This window comes from Paenibacillus sp. GQ49 (genome assembly GCF_059759055.1).
Window position 1 is genome coordinate 243,325 of sequence record NZ_JCAXEL010000004.1, and the last position, 21,105, is coordinate 264,429.

General features: G+C 45.7%; 22 protein-coding genes. 1 reads left to right on the forward strand and 21 read right to left on the reverse strand.

The annotated features are described in order from the left end of the window. Positions 1-81: 81 nt before the first annotated feature. The 20 genes from AC6CIF_RS10435 to AC6CIF_RS10530 form a co-directional block, all read right to left on the reverse strand. A complete protein-coding gene (locus tag AC6CIF_RS10435; protein WP_498199498.1) occupies positions 82-645 on the reverse strand; it encodes a VanZ family protein in 564 nt (187 codons plus the stop codon). A gap of 31 nt (positions 646-676) precedes the next feature. Beyond that, positions 677-2,836, reverse strand: a complete 2,160-nt coding sequence (locus AC6CIF_RS10440) for a WD40/YVTN/BNR-like repeat-containing protein (protein WP_498199500.1) — start codon at positions 2,834-2,836, stop codon at positions 677-679. A 21-nt stretch (positions 2,837-2,857) separates the two neighbouring features. After that, positions 2,858-3,778, reverse strand: coding sequence for an LCP family glycopolymer transferase (locus AC6CIF_RS10445; RefSeq protein WP_498199502.1), 921 nt, complete (start codon positions 3,776-3,778; stop codon positions 2,858-2,860). Positions 3,779-3,791: 13 nt separating this feature from the next. After that, entirely contained in the window at positions 3,792-5,123 is a 1,332-nt protein-coding gene (locus tag AC6CIF_RS10450) for a UDP-glucose dehydrogenase family protein (protein ID WP_047841972.1), read from the reverse strand. A 32-nt stretch (positions 5,124-5,155) separates the two neighbouring features. Then, entirely contained in the window at positions 5,156-6,538 is a 1,383-nt protein-coding gene (locus AC6CIF_RS10455; protein ID WP_498199504.1) for a sugar phosphate nucleotidyltransferase, read from the reverse strand. Then, a complete protein-coding gene (locus AC6CIF_RS10460; RefSeq protein ID WP_498199506.1) occupies positions 6,535-7,563 on the reverse strand; it encodes a polysaccharide pyruvyl transferase family protein in 1,029 nt (342 codons plus the stop codon). Before AC6CIF_RS10460 ends, AC6CIF_RS10455 begins: the two co-directional genes overlap by 4 nt. Next, positions 7,550-8,926 (reverse strand): lipopolysaccharide biosynthesis protein, encoded by a 1,377-nt coding sequence (locus AC6CIF_RS10465; RefSeq protein ID WP_498199508.1) that lies wholly within the window; start codon positions 8,924-8,926, stop codon positions 7,550-7,552. The genes AC6CIF_RS10460 and AC6CIF_RS10465 overlap by 14 nt, the downstream gene beginning before the upstream one ends. A gap of 8 nt (positions 8,927-8,934) precedes the next feature. Beyond that, a complete protein-coding gene (locus AC6CIF_RS10470; RefSeq protein ID WP_498199510.1) occupies positions 8,935-9,840 on the reverse strand; it encodes a glycosyltransferase in 906 nt (301 codons plus the stop codon). A 43-nt stretch (positions 9,841-9,883) separates the two neighbouring features. After that, a complete protein-coding gene (locus tag AC6CIF_RS10475; RefSeq protein WP_498199511.1) occupies positions 9,884-10,906 on the reverse strand; it encodes a glycosyltransferase in 1,023 nt (340 codons plus the stop codon). 11 nt (positions 10,907-10,917) lie between these two features. Further along, positions 10,918-11,862, reverse strand: a complete 945-nt coding sequence (locus AC6CIF_RS10480; protein WP_498199513.1) for a glycosyltransferase family 2 protein — start codon at positions 11,860-11,862, stop codon at positions 10,918-10,920. A gap of 21 nt (positions 11,863-11,883) precedes the next feature. Then, positions 11,884-12,951: a glycosyltransferase family 4 protein gene (locus AC6CIF_RS10485; protein ID WP_340032141.1), complete on the reverse strand. Its 1,068-nt coding sequence runs from the start codon at positions 12,949-12,951 to the stop codon at positions 11,884-11,886. Positions 12,952-12,988: 37 nt separating this feature from the next. Then, complete coding sequence (gene pssE / locus AC6CIF_RS10490; RefSeq protein ID WP_498199515.1) at positions 12,989-13,468, reverse strand: PssE/Cps14G family polysaccharide biosynthesis glycosyltransferase; 480 nt, start codon at positions 13,466-13,468, stop codon at positions 12,989-12,991. After that, positions 13,465-13,923, reverse strand: a complete 459-nt coding sequence (gene pssD, locus AC6CIF_RS10495) for a PssD/Cps14F family polysaccharide biosynthesis glycosyltransferase (RefSeq protein WP_498199516.1) — start codon at positions 13,921-13,923, stop codon at positions 13,465-13,467. Before pssD ends, pssE begins: the two co-directional genes overlap by 4 nt. Further along, the gene (locus tag AC6CIF_RS10500; RefSeq protein ID WP_498199518.1) at positions 13,920-15,296 is read right to left on the reverse strand and encodes an O-antigen ligase family protein; all 1,377 of its coding nucleotides are present in this window, start codon (positions 15,294-15,296) and stop codon (positions 13,920-13,922) included. Before AC6CIF_RS10500 ends, pssD begins: the two co-directional genes overlap by 4 nt. 34 nt (positions 15,297-15,330) lie before the next feature. Further along, positions 15,331-16,029 (reverse strand): sugar transferase, encoded by a 699-nt coding sequence (locus AC6CIF_RS10505; protein ID WP_036611331.1) that lies wholly within the window; start codon positions 16,027-16,029, stop codon positions 15,331-15,333. Then, positions 16,026-16,928 carry a UTP--glucose-1-phosphate uridylyltransferase GalU gene (galU, locus tag AC6CIF_RS10510; protein WP_498199519.1) on the reverse strand — a complete coding sequence of 301 codons (903 nt, stop codon included), beginning with the start codon at positions 16,926-16,928 and terminating at the stop codon, positions 16,026-16,028. The genes AC6CIF_RS10505 and galU overlap by 4 nt, the downstream gene beginning before the upstream one ends. 188 nt (positions 16,929-17,116) lie before the next feature. Continuing rightward, entirely contained in the window at positions 17,117-17,794 is a 678-nt protein-coding gene (locus AC6CIF_RS10515; protein ID WP_498199521.1) for a CpsD/CapB family tyrosine-protein kinase, read from the reverse strand. Beyond that, positions 17,775-18,524 (reverse strand): YveK family protein, encoded by a 750-nt coding sequence (locus tag AC6CIF_RS10520; protein ID WP_036611336.1) that lies wholly within the window; start codon positions 18,522-18,524, stop codon positions 17,775-17,777. The genes AC6CIF_RS10515 and AC6CIF_RS10520 overlap by 20 nt, the downstream gene beginning before the upstream one ends. A 38-nt stretch (positions 18,525-18,562) precedes the next feature. Further along, positions 18,563-19,321, reverse strand: a complete 759-nt coding sequence (locus AC6CIF_RS10525) for a tyrosine-protein phosphatase (RefSeq protein WP_498199523.1) — start codon at positions 19,319-19,321, stop codon at positions 18,563-18,565. 155 nt (positions 19,322-19,476) lie between these two features. After that, the gene (locus tag AC6CIF_RS10530) at positions 19,477-19,881 is read right to left on the reverse strand and encodes a hypothetical protein (RefSeq protein ID WP_498199525.1); all 405 of its coding nucleotides are present in this window, start codon (positions 19,879-19,881) and stop codon (positions 19,477-19,479) included. A gap of 378 nt (positions 19,882-20,259) precedes the next feature. On the opposite strand from AC6CIF_RS10530, the gene AC6CIF_RS10535 reads away from it, so the two are divergent. Beyond that, positions 20,260-20,628, forward strand: a complete 369-nt coding sequence (locus AC6CIF_RS10535; protein ID WP_017690127.1) for a helix-turn-helix domain-containing protein — start codon at positions 20,260-20,262, stop codon at positions 20,626-20,628. Positions 20,629-20,725: 97 nt separating this feature from the next. Here AC6CIF_RS10535 and AC6CIF_RS10540 read toward each other — a convergent pair whose 3' ends face one another. Beyond that, on the reverse strand, positions 20,726-20,881 hold the full coding sequence (locus AC6CIF_RS10540) for a hypothetical protein (RefSeq protein ID WP_017690128.1): 156 nt from the start codon (positions 20,879-20,881) through the stop codon (positions 20,726-20,728). Positions 20,882-21,105 lie beyond the last annotated feature (224 nt).

Sequence of the window (21,105 nt, forward strand, 5' to 3'; positions counted from 1 at the left end):
CTTGTCCTACTCCATACTTATGATGGATAGCAGACAAGTAGAAGCTAGAAGCGGGTTCTGAAGGCAGCATTTCCTGGGAAATCACTTATCGTGAACTGAATCACACCTTCCCTTTCTGATCCTGCGGGTGATGGACAGAAGCCATGCATATACGGCAATCCCACAGCAACCACCAAGCAAGTCCAATCCAACATCACGTATCGAGCTTGTCCGATCCGGGCTGAACTGCTGAATATACTCATCAATGGATGCGATGATAAATACCACAGCCAGAGCAGCTACAATACAAGTCATGATGCGGATTCTCCTGTATCGCAGCCCGCCATACACAAGCATGGCGAGCACAGCGTATACAAATAGATGAGCACTTTTGCGAAAGATGAACTCTGCAAAATCATACGGCCTTTGCTTTAGTGAATACTCATACTCCCCATATGTGAATTGAATATCAGGAAGTACGAAGCCAATCTGCACTTTCTGGGACCATTTATGAAGCCAGGGCTGAATGTCCTGCTGCTGAGAGGATTGGGTCGACATGGACCAGATGACCAGAATCCAGATCACAATCAGCAACAGAGCTATAAGAAACCCGTACGTTCTTCGAACTTGCCTTTGTCTCGTGCGCCCGGAACCCTCCTCCATCATATGATTCATCACCACTTTCATATCTCTTTCTTTATTCTAATGAACCTACATACATTCCTCTGCCATTCGTACCTACATATACCTGACCATAGATTTGACGGTCTGCCGCCATAATTTGCGGTTCATTACCAAGCCCGATTCCAGCACCTAAAGGACCTATATTGTTCCAGGTTACCCCCATATCATCTGAACGGAAGAATCCATTCACATTATTTACGGTCCCATATACATAGACGGCTGGAACCAATTTGCCTGGCTGAGCCTTTCCAAAGGCAAATAATTTGGAATTCTGTACGCTCTGAATCTTGGAAAATGTATTTCCTGAGTTCGTCGATGCATATAGTCCATCAGTTCCCAAACTTACCCATACGGCATTCGCCACACCAGGTGCAGCCTCGACTTTAATGGAGCTTGTATTTATATCCGTATTAACAGGAAGGCGAACCGCATTGGCTTTGGACCAGTTGGCACCTGCATCCGTTGAGCGATACAGATAACCAGCAGCATACATATAAAATTTATATCCATTGATGCGATCGGCAGCCAGTGGATGATTATAGGCAAAGACCATATTCCCCCCGATGGCCTGAAAAGGGGCACCATTCATATTTTGCCATGTTGCGCCACGATTCGTGCTTCTGACCGGATTACCGGTCTGGGGGTAATAAACAATTACATTTGGATTGATGGCCGAGTAGGCGACCCTCCCCAGTTTGGAGCCAGCCGGAACATTCATTGGAGTTACGGTAACTCCGTTATTGGAAGAGACAAATAAACGTGTGGTCGTACCATACCAGTCGCTACTTCCCAGAAATATCATGTAATTCGGATTTGCTTCATGATAGTCAATACTTACAATTTCTCGCATACCCGCGAGCGGGATTTTATTGAGAGGAACATCGGATACATTCTCATGTCTAAATCCGATCTGGTCTGTTAAACCACTAAAGAATGAAACACCCTGAGGTGGTGTGGATGCCGTGAGTGCGACGACTTCTTCATGTCCATCGGTGATGGCTTCCCAAGTACTCGCTGTACTCCCAGTCAATCCATTGGTACCATTGATATTTTCAGTCTTGTACACGCCAAACCAGTCTGTAGCGTATACGGTGCCCGGATTATGCGGATCAAACTTGATACTGGATGTTGCTGAGAAAAACATGTTGGGTGTCCACCATGACGGTTTGGATACCAGTGTTTTGCTCACTGTTGTCCAACTCTGTCCGCCATTAACGGAACGATACAGTGGCAGATTATCTCCGCCTGTTCGAACGGCGGCGAGGATGTGATTATCATTATTGGGATCAATCGTAATTCCATAATAAGATGAGTAACTGGAGCTGGGTGTTATATTCGTCCACTGCACACCATTGAACTTGTAGACGCCCTGATTATCCGTGGTCACATACAACGTCCCGTTCTTCGCCACAGTCATACGTGCAGGATATTCGGGACTTCTTCCGGTAAGTTGCCAGGTGGTCTGCCCATTGCTTCTCGGTGCTTTGCTATACACACCAATACCGCGAACCCCCGCATACACAACTTGACCTTGCTTCGTCACGGGATTCAATCCATAAGCTACACTCCGAATTCCCTCACCGGACAGCCCGCTCGGTACATCCCATACCTTGCTCCACGTTGCTGCACCATCACTGGAAGTATACAATCCATCATATCGTGTACCCACGTGCAGGTAATTGGAGTTCGTGGGATTAACCGCGATGCTCTCTCCCATGGCTCGATGGATATTTCCATTTGATTCATTCCGAAGATTAAGTCCGGTTCGAATCCAGGTTTCTCCTCGGTCTGTGGATTTCAGAATATCACTCGGCCCCACGTTCCCGTACTTCCCAGCAGCGATATACACAACATTGGGGTTTTGCTGATCCAGCGCAATTCCATCCACGCCGTACAGATTGCTGTCCTCATCTCCAAAATGATCCAGTAGTGGAACCCAATCTCCTGAAGTTACATCCAGTCGGTAAGCTCCTCCAACGTCAGTTCGAGCGTAAACCAGATCAGGCTCAGTCGGATGAATGACCACCCCCGTAACGTACCCCCCACCACCAATAGGTATATTATTCCATTGATAGTTTTGAGCTGATTGAACATAATTTGTACTTGCCGGTATCATGAGCATATACATGAGTAGCACAATCAGGGACAATTTCATTAGCCTGGAGATACGCATCTGGTTCACCGCCCTATCCGATCATTTTGAATGTTCTTCAATCATCTGATGTATCCTGTCTCGTTCCGACTGTTCCACGATATAGTAATACACTCCGTCTATTTTCTTGCCCGTGCCTTTAATCTCAACGGATTCAATATGGTCCAGTACCGAACGATAATTGGAGAACATCTGCTTCATCTCATCAAAGGTAACGTCGGTTCTGACGTGAGCACTGACTTCGTCCAGCAACGTCTCCAGTTGCAACACGTTGGATACCTGGACCGTATTCTTCAGCACTTGTTTGATGATCTCCCGCTGACGGTCATTCCGCCCGAGATCTCCCTTCGGATCATCATAACGCATCCGCGAAAATCCCAAAGCCGCTTCACCATCCAGATGAATATTCCCTTGCTCGAACCGGTAACCCTCATAGTCAAATGCAAACGGGTTATTCACATTCACTCCACCCACCATGTCGATGACTTGTGCAAAGCCCTCCATATTCACTTTCATGTAGTAATGTATGGGAACGTCAAGCAATTGTTCCACCGTTTGCACAGACATGTTAACGCCCCCAAAAGCATAGGCATGGTTGATCTTATCCTCCGTGCCGTGACCAACAATATTTGTTCTGGTATCTCGGGGGATGTTAAACATAAGTGCGGATTGTTTCGCAGGATTAACACTTAATACAATCATGGTGTCGGAGCGCCCCCGATCATTGGAACGTTCATCCACACCCAGAATCAAAGCATTAAAAGGTTCTTCCTTCTCCATGTCCACAGGGAAATCTCCCCCACCCCGCTGGTCTACAATAGATACCTGCTTGATGGGTTCCCGGGGTTCATACATTTGATCCGCCGCTGATTTAACATGCGAATACAGATACACAGAATATCCAATCATAACAACTGCAACAAGGGAAATGGCACCTAATGTTATTTTGATCCCGCGTCTCATGTTATGGCCTCCGTCAGATGACTGCCGTTTTTCTTCCATCGATATTGGTTAGACCTGGACGACCAACGGAGTAGTATTGGAAGGATGTATCTTTAATCTGATCTTCTCCGTAGATGTTTCTTCCATCAATCAGGATGGGTTGATTCATATGTGCTGCCAAATCAGTCAGGTTAACCTCCATGAACTCTTTCCATTCCGTCAGAACGCAGAGTGCATCAGCACCTTCCGCCGCTTTCATGGCACGCTCTTCCCACGTAATGGATGGGGAATCCACCTCTTTGCGGAAGTTCTCGGTAGCGATGGGGTCATACGCCCGAATCACTGCTCCCTGCTCAAGCAAACGCTGAATGATCTCAATCGCCGGAGCATCACGAACGTCATCGGTATCCGGTTTGAAAGCGAGCCCCCAGATCGCAATCTCCTTCCCTTCGAGTGAGCCTAGTGCGTCTTCCAGTTTACGAATGACGTTGAAGCGTTGATCTTTGTTTACTTCCACCACGGACTTCAGCAGTTTGAAGTCATAATCCACATTACCTGCAATTTGAATCAGAGCCTGTGTATCCTTAGGGAAACAGGAACCTCCGTAACCAATGCCTGCCTTGAGAAAGGAGGCACCGATTCGTCTGTCATAGCCCATGCCTTCGGCAACACGACTGACATCTGCTCCTACTTTTTCACAGATGTTAGAGATTTCGTTGATAAATGAGATCTTGGTTGCCAGGAAAGCGTTGGATGCATATTTAATCATTTCGGCCGAGCGAATATCCGTAACAATAATCTGATCGGTTAATGGCTGATGCAGCTCTTTCAACGTGGCGACTGCCCGCTCACTATGTGTCCCAATGACTATCCGGTCAGGATAGAGCGTATCCTGGACAGCGGTACCTTCTCGCAGGAACTCCGGTACCGATGCCATGTCGAATGGATGATTCGTCAGACTGCTGATCCATTCCTGAATACGATCGTTGGTTCCGACAGGAACAGTGCTTTTAGTCATTATTATTTTATAATTATCCATATAAGAACCTATTTCTCGCGCGACAAGCTCAATAAAGCTCAGATTTGCTTCGCCATTAGGCAGGGATGGCGTACCCACCGCGATAATGATGATATCCGAACGACTGATAGCATCCTGAATGTTGGTGGTGAAGGACAGCCTTCCTGCTTTCATATTGGCATTCATGATATCCTTCAGACCCGGTTCATAGATCGGAACATGACCGTCCATTAACATATTCACTTTTTCCACATTGTTGTCGACACAGATCACGTTATTTCCCAGTTCCGAAAAACATACGCCCGATACCAAACCCACATACCCTGTGCCAATCACCGTAATATTCATTCCATAATCTCCCCCATGTTCTAATGTGTTGGTTACGCGTGCTTCACATATGTCTGAACAATGTCCTGCCATTCGGTAGACACTCTAACGATATCTTCCTCAATCAGCTGGCTGCCGATCTGTACTTCAATGATCTCCAGTTCCGTAACGGCTCTGACGGAATGAAGCATACTCCGGTCAATGATCACCGTATCTCCTTGCCCGATCATTCGGCTCTGTCCATCCAGAATCAATTCCCCTGTTCCCGATACAACCGTCCATACCTCATTGCGAAGCAAATGGTATTGATAACTCAGGTTTTTCCCGGCACTGATGCAGATTCGTTTGGTGAGAACCTCGCCGCCAGCTTCGTTTCTTGTGTAATCCAGAACCCGGTAGCACCCCCACCTGCGCTCCTCATACATGGGGCGTTGATCCTCATTCTTCAAGATTTCCTTGATCCGTGGGCTGGCTTCTTTGTCACTGACCAGAATGCCATCCGGACTCACGGCGACCACCACATCCGACAATCCCAATATGGCAACCGGAATGTTCAATTCATTGACCAGGTGCGTATTCAGGGAATCTCCCGTAATCCACCCTTTTCCTACAACCGAGCTTCCCATCTCTTCCGTGAGTGTGTTCCACGTGCCCAGATCTTTCCAGAAGCCGTTATACGGAATAGCGATAATCTGATTTGCCTTCTCGACAACCTGGTAATCAAAACTGATCTTGTTCAATCTGCCGTATTGCTTCAGCATCTCGTCATACTGGATCGGTAATTCCATCTCAATCAGCAGATTGATCAAATAACCCAGCTTAAAAGCAAAAACCCCGCAATTCCATAATGCGGACTGCTCAATCATGAGGACCGCATCGGATTCGCAGGGTTTCTCCTGGAACTTCGCTACATTCACGTATTCATTGTTATTTTCACTGGAAGATAGGGATTGCGGAATGATGTATCCATACTTCTCTGACGGGTACGTCGGCACAACTCCCATCAAGGCCAGATCAGCACCAGACTTATCAAGCATCTCCGGTAAGGTTGCCAGCACTTCGAAGAATTCTTTTTCAACAAAGGGATCTACAGGCAACACTGCAATTGTCTCATTCAGACTCACACTCTCTACGGAATACAGATAGGAGGCTGCGAGTGCAATGGCAGGAAACGTATCTCTGCGCTCAGGCTCCACAATCAGTCTGACATCGTCTCCCAGCTGAGAAGTCAGAATCTCCACCTGTGGCAAACTGGTCGCGATAAGAGCCTCTGATGCAAGTCCGGCATGATTCAGCTGTCGCCATACCCGCTGTACCATAGATTCCGGATTTCCCTCTGGCCCATGAAGAACTTTAAGAAATTGCTTGGATCTGGAATCGTTGGATAACGGCCAGAGACGCTTGCCAGAACCACCGGATAACAGAATACTTCTCATAGGACTGCACCATCCGACAGCACAACCGTACTTGCTCCCTTGCCGGTCTCGGTTGGCTTGTTATATGTGCTGGTCTGATTGGATTCCAGTCTGCCTGCCGGATTGCTCTTGGTCCAAGCTGCATAATAATTCGAATTCTTGCCGTATGAATTATCCAGCAGGATGTTCGGTTGATCCAGGAGACAGGCCAGAATATGTCCATGCAGACGGGATGTCGTGATGGTCTGGTATTGATTGAATTCCTTAATGGCCGTATGTACCATCCGATCAGAGTATTTGTACCACAACCAGCGGGCAAAAGAGCTGCCTTTCCCTGACTTTAACCGGGATGTAATCATGCGAATGATCTTCCGGTCTACCCGGTTGTACAATGTCTCCCAGTCTTTAAACGTGGCCTTGGGTCCACTGACGGATTCGTAATGCACCTGATTCTGAGTTTTCTCAATGTCTTTACGGAAGAAATACAACATCTCTGCACTAGGCTTGCTCTTGGACTTAAGAGGCCACAATTGATGCGCCATATCCGGAGATAGATACACATTGGTTTGTTGAAATTCTTTGCTGGCTATCTCATAAGATAAGGTATCCCGGACAAAAAAGTGCACATCCTTATGACGATTGAATACTTGGGCTGTCTTTTTCAATTCAATATCACTCTTGTAAAACATCGTCTGAGGCAGAATGACAATCCGGTGATTCGGATGCTGGGCAATCATACGTTCTCTCAATTTCTGATGGGCAGGGTACAGATCACCAAAGTTACCTCCCCCGTGCAACACAATCGTGATACCATCCGGTACCTTGAGAGACAAAGGGCAATCCAGAATGCTGTATCTGGCACGTACATGAATATCATTGTCCCGGAAGAAAGCCTCAGTACCTTTCATAATCAACAAGTCGCCACCGTTACTATGAACCGGGTAATCCAGATAATAAATTTCGGTACGCGGTGGAATAACCTTCAAAATCTGACGCAAATGTCCCTTCAACTCTTCCATTGGATGAATATTGTTAGTGCCCAGCATCTCCATCTCCTCCTTGGGTAACTCTTCTTCTTTTTTTATTTAACCGTTCATAGAGAAACGGCAGATCTTCCTTGTCATAGAACATGGCGGCAAACTTCACCTTAAATACAATCTTCATCGCGGCCACAGTGACTACCATTCGTACAATGGACCCGATCAATAAGGCAATTGCAATTCCGTTGAGCCCCCACAGCGGGGTGAACACAAAGAACAAAGCCACCGTCACCGAGAGTGCAATGAGCTGTCTGATCATCACAAGCCCTGGCCGACCAAGTGCATTAAATGCGGATGCCAGAATCCAGGAGCCACCACCAATGATGCATTCCACAGCCAAAATATAAAACGCTACACTCGCTTCCAGGAATTCGGAGCCAAACAGAAGTCCCATCAGGTAGTTCCCCACAAACATGGTGGGTATTACAATGATCATCATGACCATGAGCGAGATGCGGAAGGCTCTGCCAACTGTTCGAATAATCTGCTCTTGGGGCAATCCGGTCACTTTTGGAAAAACAACATTGCTAATCGCCGTCTGAACTGCATTGTAGATTCGGGATAACGCAAATACGACGGAATACAGTCCAAAATCACGCGGGGTGAGCAAAGCCAAAATAATGATTTTATCAAACTGGGTATACAGCGTTCCTAACAATTCAACACCATACACCTTGCTGCCATAACCAAAAAGTTTCTTGGCCGAACTCTGGTCCACCCGATCCTTGAACCATCTCAGTCTCAATTCATCACGGTTGGCATAGATAGCCCACGCCACCACGGAGAAGCTGGTCACAAAATAGATCGCAGCCGCGAGCTGAATGCTCAGCATGCCCAGGCCCCATAACACAAAAAGCCCGCCTACATTAAACAGGGGGATCATTAACCGGATACCATTATATACAGCGAATTTCTCCCGACTCTGCGAGAGGGCTGATATGAGATTGATGACAATAAGTACAGGAACGGTAGCAATCGTATACCATCTGGATATCTGCACGACCTCCGGCGGAAAGCTGGAGAGCCAGAAGGGTAATCCAAACCAGGCCACAATACCAATGATGATGCACACCGGAACTTGAAAAAGAAAACTTAACCGAACATACTGTGCACTCTTCTCGGTTGCGCTCTGTTTGATGTTATAAATGATAGAAGTGGGTAGTCCAAATCCGACCAATCCGGTTAAGAGCGCTGGCCAGAACAGGATGGCCGAGAATGCGCCCTTTCCCTCTACACCGAACATGCGTGACGTCAAAATGGAAGACAACATCGTCAGTGTCATGACCAGCAGATTGGTTCCACTTGTCTGAAATATGGCACTCATTAAGCCGTTTCCTCTGAATACTTTGCGAAGTGCAACTTGCGCCATAGCGATCCTCATCCCTTACTGTTTTGACGAAGCGACCCAACAATCATGCCGTTTCGGTAACATACTTTGGCAAGCTGACGTGTGAACCGATCTGCATTATAAATGTAGATCAGTGAGGTTGTGATCCCCTGTGCAAGCTTGATGCCATGTTTGGCCGTACGCACAACACCACGATCCTGATCCCGAATGGCATCACTCACACCTTGCCAATAGATTCTGCGCAGAAACCAGTTCTTCGTCGTTCGCTCTTTGGCTACTTTATGTTGTACCGCGCCATACGGCGTGTAATATACCTTGAACTTTGTCCGTATTCTTGCAATCAACTCACTCTCTTCACTGGAGAGGAGGTTGTTCCCCACTCTTCCAAGATCTTCACGGAAGGGAGCCAGTTGATCAAAGACGGATAAACGAAAGGCCACATTGGCACCAAATGGAATATAAGGACTTTTCATTTCAGTGACTTCATCTGCAAAATCCAGAATGGTGAACAGCGACCTGTTCTCCGGTGGAATCCACATTGGCTCAGGCACTTCCCAGATCGGGTCAATCTTGCCACCGACACAACCGATATTTTCATTCATTTCAAAGACGCTAACGATCTGGCGAATCCAATCCTTGCAAGCAAAGGCATCATCGTCAAGGAACAGGATATACTCGCCGCGCGCCTCGTGAATGGCCCGGTTACGGGCTACAGACAAGCCTTGCTTTTCTTCCAACACATAACGGATCGAATGGTTCTCATGCTGCAAGATGGTTTGGAGCACGATTTCCCGTGTGTTGTCTTTCGAATTGTTATCAATGAGTATGATCTCATAGTCGCTGCTTGCGTAATTCTGTTGTATTGCACTTCGTATAGCCTCTACCGCATCCTGTGCACGGTTATACGTACAGATCGCGACGGTTACTTTCATCATTTCATCCCCATATTTTTCAATTAGGTCCACTCTCTCATCTGTACTAACTGGAGTACAGGGTAAGTGTCCTTTGGGCAATCACTGGCCAATCCAGCCGCTCCAACGCTTTGACAAAACCACTGCCTTCCTGAAACTCCGATTGTTTTAACCGGATCATATTCATTGCCTTGAGTAATCCATCCGGATCGGAAGGTTCATAGAGTACCGCACAATCTTCGGGCAGGTATTCCTCCAACAAGCCAATCCGTGGTGCCACCACCGGTTTACAGAAGGTCAATGCCAGAATTGCACTGCCTGAAGTCGCAATTTGCTTGTATGGAAGAATGATCGAATCTACTGCATCAAAATAGTCCGAATATTCATCATCTTCGATGAAATGAAAATGGGTATGAATATGTCCACTCTCGAGAAATTCATCTCCAAGGTCATAATCCTTTACCTTTTTGCCAGCAATCAACAGGTGGGCTTGTTCGGAATCCAGATCCTTGAATGCCTCCAGCAAATCATCCACGCCTTTGTAAGGCGAGACCTGACCGAAGAACGCATACACATAACTATCCTCCGGGATGCCAAACCGGGAGCGGATATTCACGCCTTTCCCCTGATACACTCCCTTGTAATGTCCATGCGGAATAACCTCGATCCGGCTGGAATCAATCCCAAACGTCGAACAGATCTCAGAGATCAAGGGTTTACCCATGACAATCAGCTTGGAGCAATTTTGGACCAGTATTTTTCTCATCCAGTAATCGAACCGCGTCTTGCCGCTGTTGTGTGGCCAGATGTTGTGCACCGTCCAGAACAATTTGGCCCCTCGCAAGCGTGCAAAACAAATCATCAATACATATAGAATCGATTTGATCACTGTTGTCAGCACGGAAGAACCTCTGTAATAGAAGCTGGGCCAATGAAAATGCAGCACATCATTTTTTTTCAGTTTGAGTAGATCTCTTTTGGTAAACTGTTTCACTTCCCATCCCTTGTTCTCAATGGAATCGGATAACAGCTCATTGAATTTATTGTTCTCAATCATCTTGGGCAGCATATACACCGTCGGATTTTCCATCCAGGCACCTCTTACTTTAGTTTCATTCGCACAGGTTCCTCTGTATACGTTCCAACTGCGCGCCTTGCATGAAATCTCATTAGAAATCCTTGCACCATGATTTTGGTATTACGCTTGAGCAGCACCCAATCTTTCCACCAAGGATACAGCGATAGTGCTTTTTTCAAATAAACGTTATTACGAAGTGTATTTCTCGACCATTCGAGCATTCGATAATGGTGTAACTGACGGCGCTTCTGTTCCTTGGACATATCATTGTAGTATTTCAAAATAATCTTGCGTTGGCCCTTGTACTTGGCCGTTGTAGAGGTTGAGATTCGTGGACCACTATGGATGTTGATATCCACCAGCGGTTCTTTCACATTCACGGCGATGTAGCCTCGTTTCAATATACGCAGATAAAAGTCATAATCCTGAGCGGATGTCAGATTTTCATCGAATCGAACTTCACGGGCGAGTGAGGTAAGTACCATGATTTTGGACGTTTCCCCGATCCAGTTGAATGTAAGCAGATCCTCATACCGAATAACATCGCGAGGTTCTACCGACAATTTCCGTTTGACCACCTGATGCTGCTCATTCGTGTATGCGAGATACTTGCTGCAGAAGGTGAATGATTCCTGTTTTCGTTCCAGCACTTCCGCCTGGGTTTTTATTTTGTCAGGCATCCATTCATCATCATCATCCAGGAAGGCAATGTACTTGCCATTGGCTTGGGATATCCCTACATTCCGTGCATGGTTGGCTCCTTTGGGATATGGAACCCGGATGTATCGAATCCGTGAATCGTCCCGGGCCCAAGCCTGACAGATCTCTGGCGTCTGATCTTCTGAACCATCATCCACAATGAAAATCTCCAGATACGGATGTGTTTGCTCACGTACACTTCTCAACGCATTTTTCAATAACTCGGCCCGGTTATGGGTCGTAATGATGCAAGATACCAAGGGGTTCATTTCATCACCTTTTCCTGTTCACTAGGATACCTTCACTTGAAGTGCATCATATATTCCTGACAATCTGCCTACGAGAAGATTCATATCGAACTTATCCGATATAATCTCTCTGTTATGTGAACCCATTCTTGCTCTAACCTCTTCATCCGTGATGAGATATTCCAGCGCTGATGTCAGCCCGTGCACATCTCCCGGCTCGATTAACAGCCCATTATGACCGGATGTAATCACTTCGGGGATGCCTCCGACGGTGGTCGATATAATGGGCAAGCCACAATTCATTGCTTCAAGTATGGCCATAGGTAATCCCTCATGATAAGAAGGCAGGACCAGTAGATCCGCTTCCCGCATCAGCTTTTCCTTTTGCTCTCCGTTAATCCAGCCGAGTACATTGACACGATCCTCTATTCCATACTGCTGCACGATTGCTTTGACTTCTTCGACTTCGCCATCCCCTGCCAGATTAAAGGTAGCTGTAACGCCTAGCGCCTTCAATTGCTGAATAGACTGAAGCAGATCGTAGACTCCTTTTCGCTCACCGAGTCTGCCCATGAAGAGAGCATTAACGGCTGTTTGTTGTTCTCTTACAAACGGTTCTTTAACAAAGACCCCGTTATAGAGCACCTCAATGGCTGTTTCCGGCACAATCGTAGCAAAGTATTCTTTCCACGTCTGGGACAAGACAATCAACTTATCAGCCTGATTCAGAATGTAGTGACAATACTTGCGCTGCAGAGCAAATTGATTGTAGAAATCATCAAAGCTGGCCGCATGAATATGCAGAATAACTGACTTTCGAAACAACTTTCGTGCGGTTAGCAGAAATAGAGACTTCCGATAAAAGCTCCCGTTGTTCGCCATATGAATATGCACGATATCCGGCTTGAACGTGTACAGCTTCATCCAGAATTGCATGAATCCCCGTATAAAAATAAGCAGCCGTGAGAACACGCTGCCCGTGATATACGTTTCGACCCGCTGCATGGCATACATTTCCGAGATGGAGGAATCCTCAATGTTTTTGATGACACTCACAATTCCACCCATATCCTTCAAGGATGATCCAACAACCAATACTTTTGGTTTCATGATAGACTCCTTTTTTCATGGTTAATCTTCATATCTCTTATAGACTGTTCACGTAATTTTTAATGGATGAGATCAGATCAGACTGTTTTCTCACATAGGGCTGGAACGTCAGCTCCTCTATGCAAGGAACCAGCTTTTGCAATTCAGCCTGACTCTCCGCGACGGCCACATAGCCGTTTTCCTGAAAAACCTTGGAGATTTCAAGCTGATGGTCATCCACATGCTCGCCCCATTCTTTCCGGCGTGGAATGACAATAACCGGCTTGCCACGTTCAAGACAATTTGTAATGGAGCCCACACCCGCATGAGAAATAATGCATCTGCTGCGCTCCACATATTCATTAATCTCTTCCTGGGTAAGGAAAGGAATCGCAGTGAAATTTCGCGGCTGATACTCGGTATATCCGGATTGGGCAATAACCTCTTCTTCAATAATTCCTGCCTCAATCGCCTCATCAATAAGCTCAAACATCCGATTGAAGGAAAAACGCTGGGTTCCAACGATAGCAAATATCAAAATAAAGCCCCCCTGTATTTTGCATTGGGATAGCTATCCTGCAATGTTTCCCATTGGATGAAGAACTCATCCGAGATTTTGTACATCAATCTCCCGGTTGCGCTGGAGGAATAGATTTTGGCATAACTTTCGATATAAATCAGCTTGGCACCGAAGATTTTACCGATGAGGCAAAAAGGATATGTGGCCCCTGCCCCTGTCGTAATGATTACCTTTGGACGCTCGCGCAGATATAAAAAGAATGATTTGAAAATGTTAGCCATAAAAATCAGCAAAAACATCGCATTCTTACGCTCTTGCTGCATTAAGAAGTATACTTTGCCCTGAGACGATTCTACTTTTCTGCTTTTGTTCTTCTCGGTAATCAGGAAATAATCATGTTCTTCAACCGCAGGAATAATTTTGGTTAATTCATCAAAATGACCGCCTGTAGAACTGATCAAACAGACCTTCATGTTCTAATCTCCTTTGAAAAGGATACGTCCTTGGCTCGCTGTACCTGTATATCCACTTCTGCTTCAGCCCCTGACTTGGAATGGACTCCATTTCCCGTAGCATATAATGCATTCAGGAAGATACAGAATGGAGCAATCAGATGAACCGTGGACAGGGTATTGTCAAAAAAGGAATAGGTCAGGAAACCGATAATCATACCGGCAAAATACAACCGGATCATGCCGCTCAACCGGAAGTACACGGCCCGGAACACCAGAAGCAGTGATAGAAACAACAGGATGGCTCCAACTAACCCGCCATCGTAATAAAAACGAATGTATTCATTATGCGGAACAACGAAGCCAGAAAAGATACTTCCATCATTCGCTACAAGAGTTGAGCCGAGTCCACGTCCAAATATCGGATACTCATTTGCTTTGCCAATAAAATAATTCCAGGCTACATCCCTTCCCGACAAGCCTTTGCTCTCTGACCTCATCTCATAATTGTCCCATTGCGCAATCACCATATAGGCCACAGCGACAACAAACAGAATGAGAGGAATAATCGCACTGACTCTGCCTTTGATGAAGGCTTTTAGTTGATCAAAAAGATAGACCAGAATAATCGGAATAAGCGCAATCAGCGGCCCCCTTGTTCCCGTCTGGACCAGAATGACCAGATGTGTCAAGGTGAGCATGTAATACAGAACAACCTGATGGCCTTGCTTGATCTGAATCAGACAGACGCAGATCGAGATAAAACACAACATGGCCAGATGCGCGGCGATGTTAGCTCCCTGTAACCGGGTTACGCCCGACATCTCCAGGTTAGTAATGGACAATATGCCAGCGAGTTGCAGAATATAACCACCAGCAAGACTGAACAGTGGCAACCATGCGAGTACACGTATAATTCGTTGACTGATCTCTTTTGAAAAATGGGGCATCAGCAACAAAAAGGGAACAATTACTCCTAGAAAGGCCTTGAATGGATCGAGCGGACTAACCTTACTGGGCAGATCAGATAGAAAATAACTCTCCACAAATAAAAACCCAATCGCCAGTGCAGGATATATCAGATCTTTTCGAATACCAAAGCGTAAAAAAAGAGAAATGACAAAACCCAGAATCGCCAGCTTGTAGAAGGACAGCGAATCCAGTCCTGCCAGATGAATGCTAAATATTTTATCAATGGACAATGAAAAACTGACGATGAGAATCATAAAAATCCAGCTGGGCTGTTTAATATAAACGCCCAGCAGAATCACAGCTATAAGTGCAACAACCGAGACTAGTGGAAGATAGATTGCTGCGAAGACAATTACCAGCGAAAAAAGAATGATATTAAACGACTTCATATTCAATGTAGCAAGTATACCGGTCTTTTGCATATCCGCTATGCCACCTCAAAGCCAGAATCGTGTTTCAAAACGCATCCTTCGAACCTACCAGCACCTTGAACGTTCTGAAGATAATTTTGATATCCACCATCATGCTGCGCTCACGGGCATACGTCAGATCCAGCTCCACCATTTCCTCAAAACCAACACTATTTCGACCGCTGACTTGCCATAATCCCGTACATCCCGGGATCATCTGAAGACGTTGTCTGTCATAGGAAGTGTAGTTCTTCACTTCTCTGGGCAGAGCCGGTCTGGGTCCAACGAGACTCATCTCTCCTCTGAACACGTTCCACAACTGTGGCAACTCATCCAGACTGGTTTTCCGAATGAACTTGCCAATCCGGGTAATGCGGGGATCATTTTTCATTTTGAACATATTCCCGTTCACTTCATTCTGATCAATCAGCTGTTCCAGCAGATCTTCTGCATTCGCAACCATAGACCTGAATTTGTACATATGGAACTCTTTTCCATTCTGTCCGACCCGTACCTGACGAAAAAAAACAGACCCCTGCGGGGCCTCGATTTTGATCAGTAATCCGATGACCGCAAACAAGGGGCACAAAATGATCAAACCTATGAAAGAACCCAGCAAATCGAGCATTCTTTTCATAAATAGATACACTTTATCCGCATTTTGTCCTGACATCGTTGATGCATTGTACCCCAGACTTGGGTCCATAACAATCTCCGCTTCCTTCGATTGGGGAGATGGACTCATTCAAACTCCCCCCCGGCCGCATGTTCTACCGACTCTTTTTCCAGAATCAGTTGCAGAGCTTGCAGCATTGGAATTCTAAGTTCCTGCTTTTGCAGAGCGAAGTCGATGGTTGTCAAAATGAATCCCAGTTTCTCGCCCACGTCATAACGTACTCCCTCGAAATCGTAAGCATACACTCCTTGTGTCTCATTTAAGCGCTGAATCGCATCTGTTAATTGAATCTCTCCCCCTTGACCAATCTCTTGTTGCTCCAGATGTTCGAAAATCTCTGGACTCAGTACGTATCTCCCCATAATCGCCAGGTTGGAAGGCGCTGTGCCTTGGGCAGGTTTCTCTACGAACCTGAGAACCTCTGTCAAACGGCCATCCGATTGAAGCGGGTCTACAATGCCGTATCTGTCTGTTTGTTCAGCAAGTACGGTTTGTACGCCAACAATGGAATGTTGAACCTGATCATATTGATCAATCAATTGTTTGGTGCATGGCACTTCCGATACGACGATGTCATCTCCGAGCAACACGGCAAAAGGTTCGTCACCGATAAAGTTACGTGCACACCAGACAGCATGACCAAGTCCTTTGGCCTCTTTTTGTCTTATGTAGTGGATATCCACATTAGAGGATTTGCGAACCTCTTCAAGCAGGCCCAGCTTCCCTTTTTCCAGCAAGTTATGTTCCAATTCAAAAGCGTTGTCGAAATGATCTTCAATTGCCCGCTTCCCTTTACCCGTTACAATGATGATGTCTTCGATTCCAGAGGCAATGGCTTCCTCAACGATATACTGTATGGTTGGTTTGTCCACAATAGGGAGCATTTCTTTGGGCATCGCTTTTGTGGCTGGCAAAAATCGTGTACCTAGTCCAGCTGCAGGAATGATTGCTTTTCTCACTTTTTTCATAAATACCACCCTATCCTCTTTTTTTTTTAGTTTGATAAAAGTTGAACCAGGGCATCTAACCCGTCCTCACGTCATACCTTCGACGATTAACGTCTAAGGTTCATTGAACCCACAGCATGACCGAGTGCCTACAGTGATAAAGGTGCAGTAGACATTACCTGTTTACTTGGGAGCATTGGATGGAAGGTTTACTTCTCTCCGTAGCCCACCGGAACTGCAACGTTTTTGATATTGTTCAGGATTGCGCCCAGGATCCGTGCATTCACATGCTCCAGAGCAGCCTTGGTCTTCTTCACCAGTTCCTTCTTGACCTTGCCCGAGTTCACGACCAGCAGCACACCATCACACAGCGAACTCACAATGAGTGCATCCGTTACCGCGAGCACCGGCGGTGTATCAAACATGATGACATCATATTGATCCTCTAACTTCTCCATCAGCCTTTTCATTCGGTTGGAACCGATCATCTCGGAAGGATTGGGCGGAATTGGGCCAGAAGTGAACAACTGGAGATTGTCGATATAACTCTCTCTGAGCACTTCTTCCACACTGTACTGATTAGACAGCACACTACTAAGACCGATATGATTGGGCACGGAAAACACCTGGTGCAAGGAAGGGTTACGCAGATCCGCATCGATCAACAGAACTTTTTTGCCTTCCTGGGCATAGGTCACCGCCAGGTTGCTAATGGTTGTGGTCTTGCCTTCGCCGGATTCAGCGGAAGCTACCATGATTTTTTTGATATGACTGTCGATCGAGGAGAACTGGATGTTCGTCCGTAATTTACGGTATCCCTCCGAGATTTGAGATTTGGAGTTAAAATAGGTCACCAGACTGTTATTTTCATTGGTTAGCCGCGACATATTTGCCATCCCCCACTTTCTGTTGAGATACGTAATTTTTCGTATTTTTCAGATCGTCTTTTTTCATTTTGGATATAACCGTAAGCACAGGCAGGCCCAGCTCTTTTTCAAGTTCAGTTTCGGATTTGAATGTGTCATCCAGATAATCCATCAGGAATACAAGTGCAATCGCGAGCACAAGACCTGCGAACAGACTGACAATGATGCTTAATGTGGTTTTCATATTGATTGGAGATGCGTTACTATCCACTTTTGCTTCACTGAGGATAGCTACATTATCGATTTTCATAATCAGGGGAATTTGAGATTGGAACACGTTGGAGATGGCATTGACCGTTTTTGCGGCTTTTTCGTAGGTAGTCCCTTGTACAGTTATGCTCATCACTTGGGATTCGCTGGCTGTAGAGACGGAGGTGCTATTCATGAGCTGAGCAGAGGTTAAGCCCAGGTCTGGATACGTAGTAGCAACTTTATCCATAATGGCGGAAGATTTAATAATTTCTCTGTAAGAGTTAATGAGTTTGATATTGGTTTGAATCATGCTGAAGTCCATCATTGCCTGGCCTTGAACGTTAGAGGTCTGGTTCACAATTAGTTTGGAACTTGCTTCATAGATGGGCTGGGTGAAGAAAATGCTTTTGACCCCTGCACCCACACCGGCTATCAAAGCAATTGCAACAATCAACCACAGTTTCTTTTGTAAAAGTCGAAAATATCCTTTCAGTTCCACTTTCATTCCTCCTATACGTTGTGATCTATCCTATGTAACTACCAGATGGACAGTAGCCATTTGCGAGGTTTCCAGCGTTCTGTAACCAGACACGAATTCGATAGAATGTGCGACGCATTCTCTGCCAGCCGCTTAACGGCTTCAGCTCCAAATCGACGCTCGATGACCCGCTCTCCTTCACTTATGGCAAATGTCCTTGTGCACGTATCATGTGCATCTGATGAAATGAAATGAAACCCGTTTTCTTTGCAAAAATGAAAACACCACTGCCGAACTTTCCGTCCGAAAAGCCCAGTGAAAGATTGAGCTGTGAGCTGACATAGTCCGCCTTGACTCAAGTAATCAGCCAACAACCTTGGCTTCTTCAAAATGACACGATTGCGTTCCGGATGAGCAATAATAGGGGTAATTCCCGCTATTCGTAATTCATGCAGTATCCTGGGGAACTGTGAGGGAATATGACCAAAGGGAAGTTCCAGCAACATGTAACGACTTCCGGCGAGTGTGCAGCACTTTCCTGCATATAAGTCTCCAATCAGGTTGTCATGCACCCTGATCTCCTGTCCGGGACGGATCTCCAGGCGAATGTTGCGATTGCGAAGTTCTGCGTGAAGCAGGTTCACGGCCTGATTGACCACCATCGGTTCATTGTTGTATTGCCCGTTCAGGTGATGCGGAGTAGCAATAATGGAGGTAATTCCTGAGGCTGCCGCCTTTTCAGCCATTGCAACGGACTGCTCCATTCGAACAGGACCATCATCTAGGCCGGATAATATGTGGCAGTGCATTTCAACCATATCCAAACTTCCTGAAATAGTATGAGCCCCCTCGCCCCTTTATTCATTGCGCAAATGCTTTTGGTGTTAAAGAACTAATGCATAACGCTATGAAATATAGTAAAATGGCGTTAAGTACATGTTTTGTTCAGAAAATGTTAAGAATCGACTTGGAATTATATGGTGAAATCAATGTAATGATAGGGTTCCTGCAGAGCCTTTTGTTCTGTTGCCTTTTCATACTGAAAACGGGAAACCGCGGGAAACTGAACTTCAGTAAGCATTGTGTTTAACTGTCCAGTTATATATAGTTTCTGTTCGTGCTGAATATGCAAGTTCGAATGATACATTGTGAGCTCACCGAAGGGCTGTTTCCATTGCAACCTTGCGTGAAGTCGTACACATACATGTTGATCTTCAACATCCAAACCAATGAGCATTTCTGATGTTACTGGCAAGTTCAGGTCGCTCAGGAAGGTGATTGCTTGCGTGTCCATTCCAAGTAACAGAACAGGGCGTCTTTTGCGGTCTACCATTTTCCCATGAAACTCCTGAATGTACATATGGACATTTAATTTCATATCAGCCCATTCCTGAATTATTGAATACATGGTTTCATTCCTTTAGAATGGATTAGCCTACATGGACTGCCTCTACTTCCTTCTCACAGGTATATGGTCCAGGCAACAAGGAGATACTTAAAATATCCCAAATGATACATTTTGTAACTCCATACGTCCAATTTACGATACAAAACGTATCATGTCAAGCGGTATTTGGACATGGTTCTTTTGATTTACGACAATTTGAGATGTCCTTAGACAGACCTATTTACAAATGGAAATGGGTTAAAGGGAACCCATGAGGAGTTACTCTTTTGCAGGAAAGCTGCCCTGATCAAACACTTGGCTCAGGATTGTTTCAATATATATTTGATGTCGTTCAGGGGGAAATAGCTTATGAGCTACGGAAATCGCATTGCTGAATTACGGGAACAGCGGGGACTTACTCAAGAAGAACTTGCGAGCTCCATTCATATTACCAGAGCTGCTCTCTCCCACTACGAGAAGAACCGTCGCAAACCGGATTTCGAAGTGTTAACGAGACTTGCTGACATCTTTGAGGTGTCTATTGATTATCTTATAGGACGTACAAAGCAAAGTGATGTTGTGATGGATGAAGACGTACGTGAATTCGTGGATACCTTGGAGTTATCGGACAAAGAAGTGTTAGAACGCTTTGATCTGATGATTGATGGGAAGTCCTTAACAGAAGAAGAGGCACGTCGTTTTATTGCGTTTGTCCGAATGGAACGCAGCATGGACTAAACCCGAAAAGAGGACCCAGTTCCCGAGAGATAACATCTCTGGCTTCTGGGCTTTTTTTGTGTCTTGAATTCCCTCCATTCCATGGTTGTCTATCATGTCAAGGACGCTTGTTGTTGACGGAGGATACGAAATGGTTCCAACGCTCCGGGTCGATTCCGCATTGCAGTAAAACCTTCATGATGTCCATCTGGGTTGCTTCGACTTGTTTACCTGTCGGCCTACGATCGTCCCTGTTTGGATGCTTCATATTCATTCCGCTAACCTCTCTTATCTTTATACTTTCCCTGCCCTCCAAAACTAGCCTTATTATACTTGAGAAAGTTCCTCGATGTTGTCGTCTCATGGCGATAACGTTTTTTGATGGGGTTCTAATTTTGTCGAAAGCCAAATAGGAGCAATATGGTGCCGGAATGGCAACCATATTGCTCCTATTATTCTTAATACAACCTGTTCATGCACTTATACCTTTGAACAAGG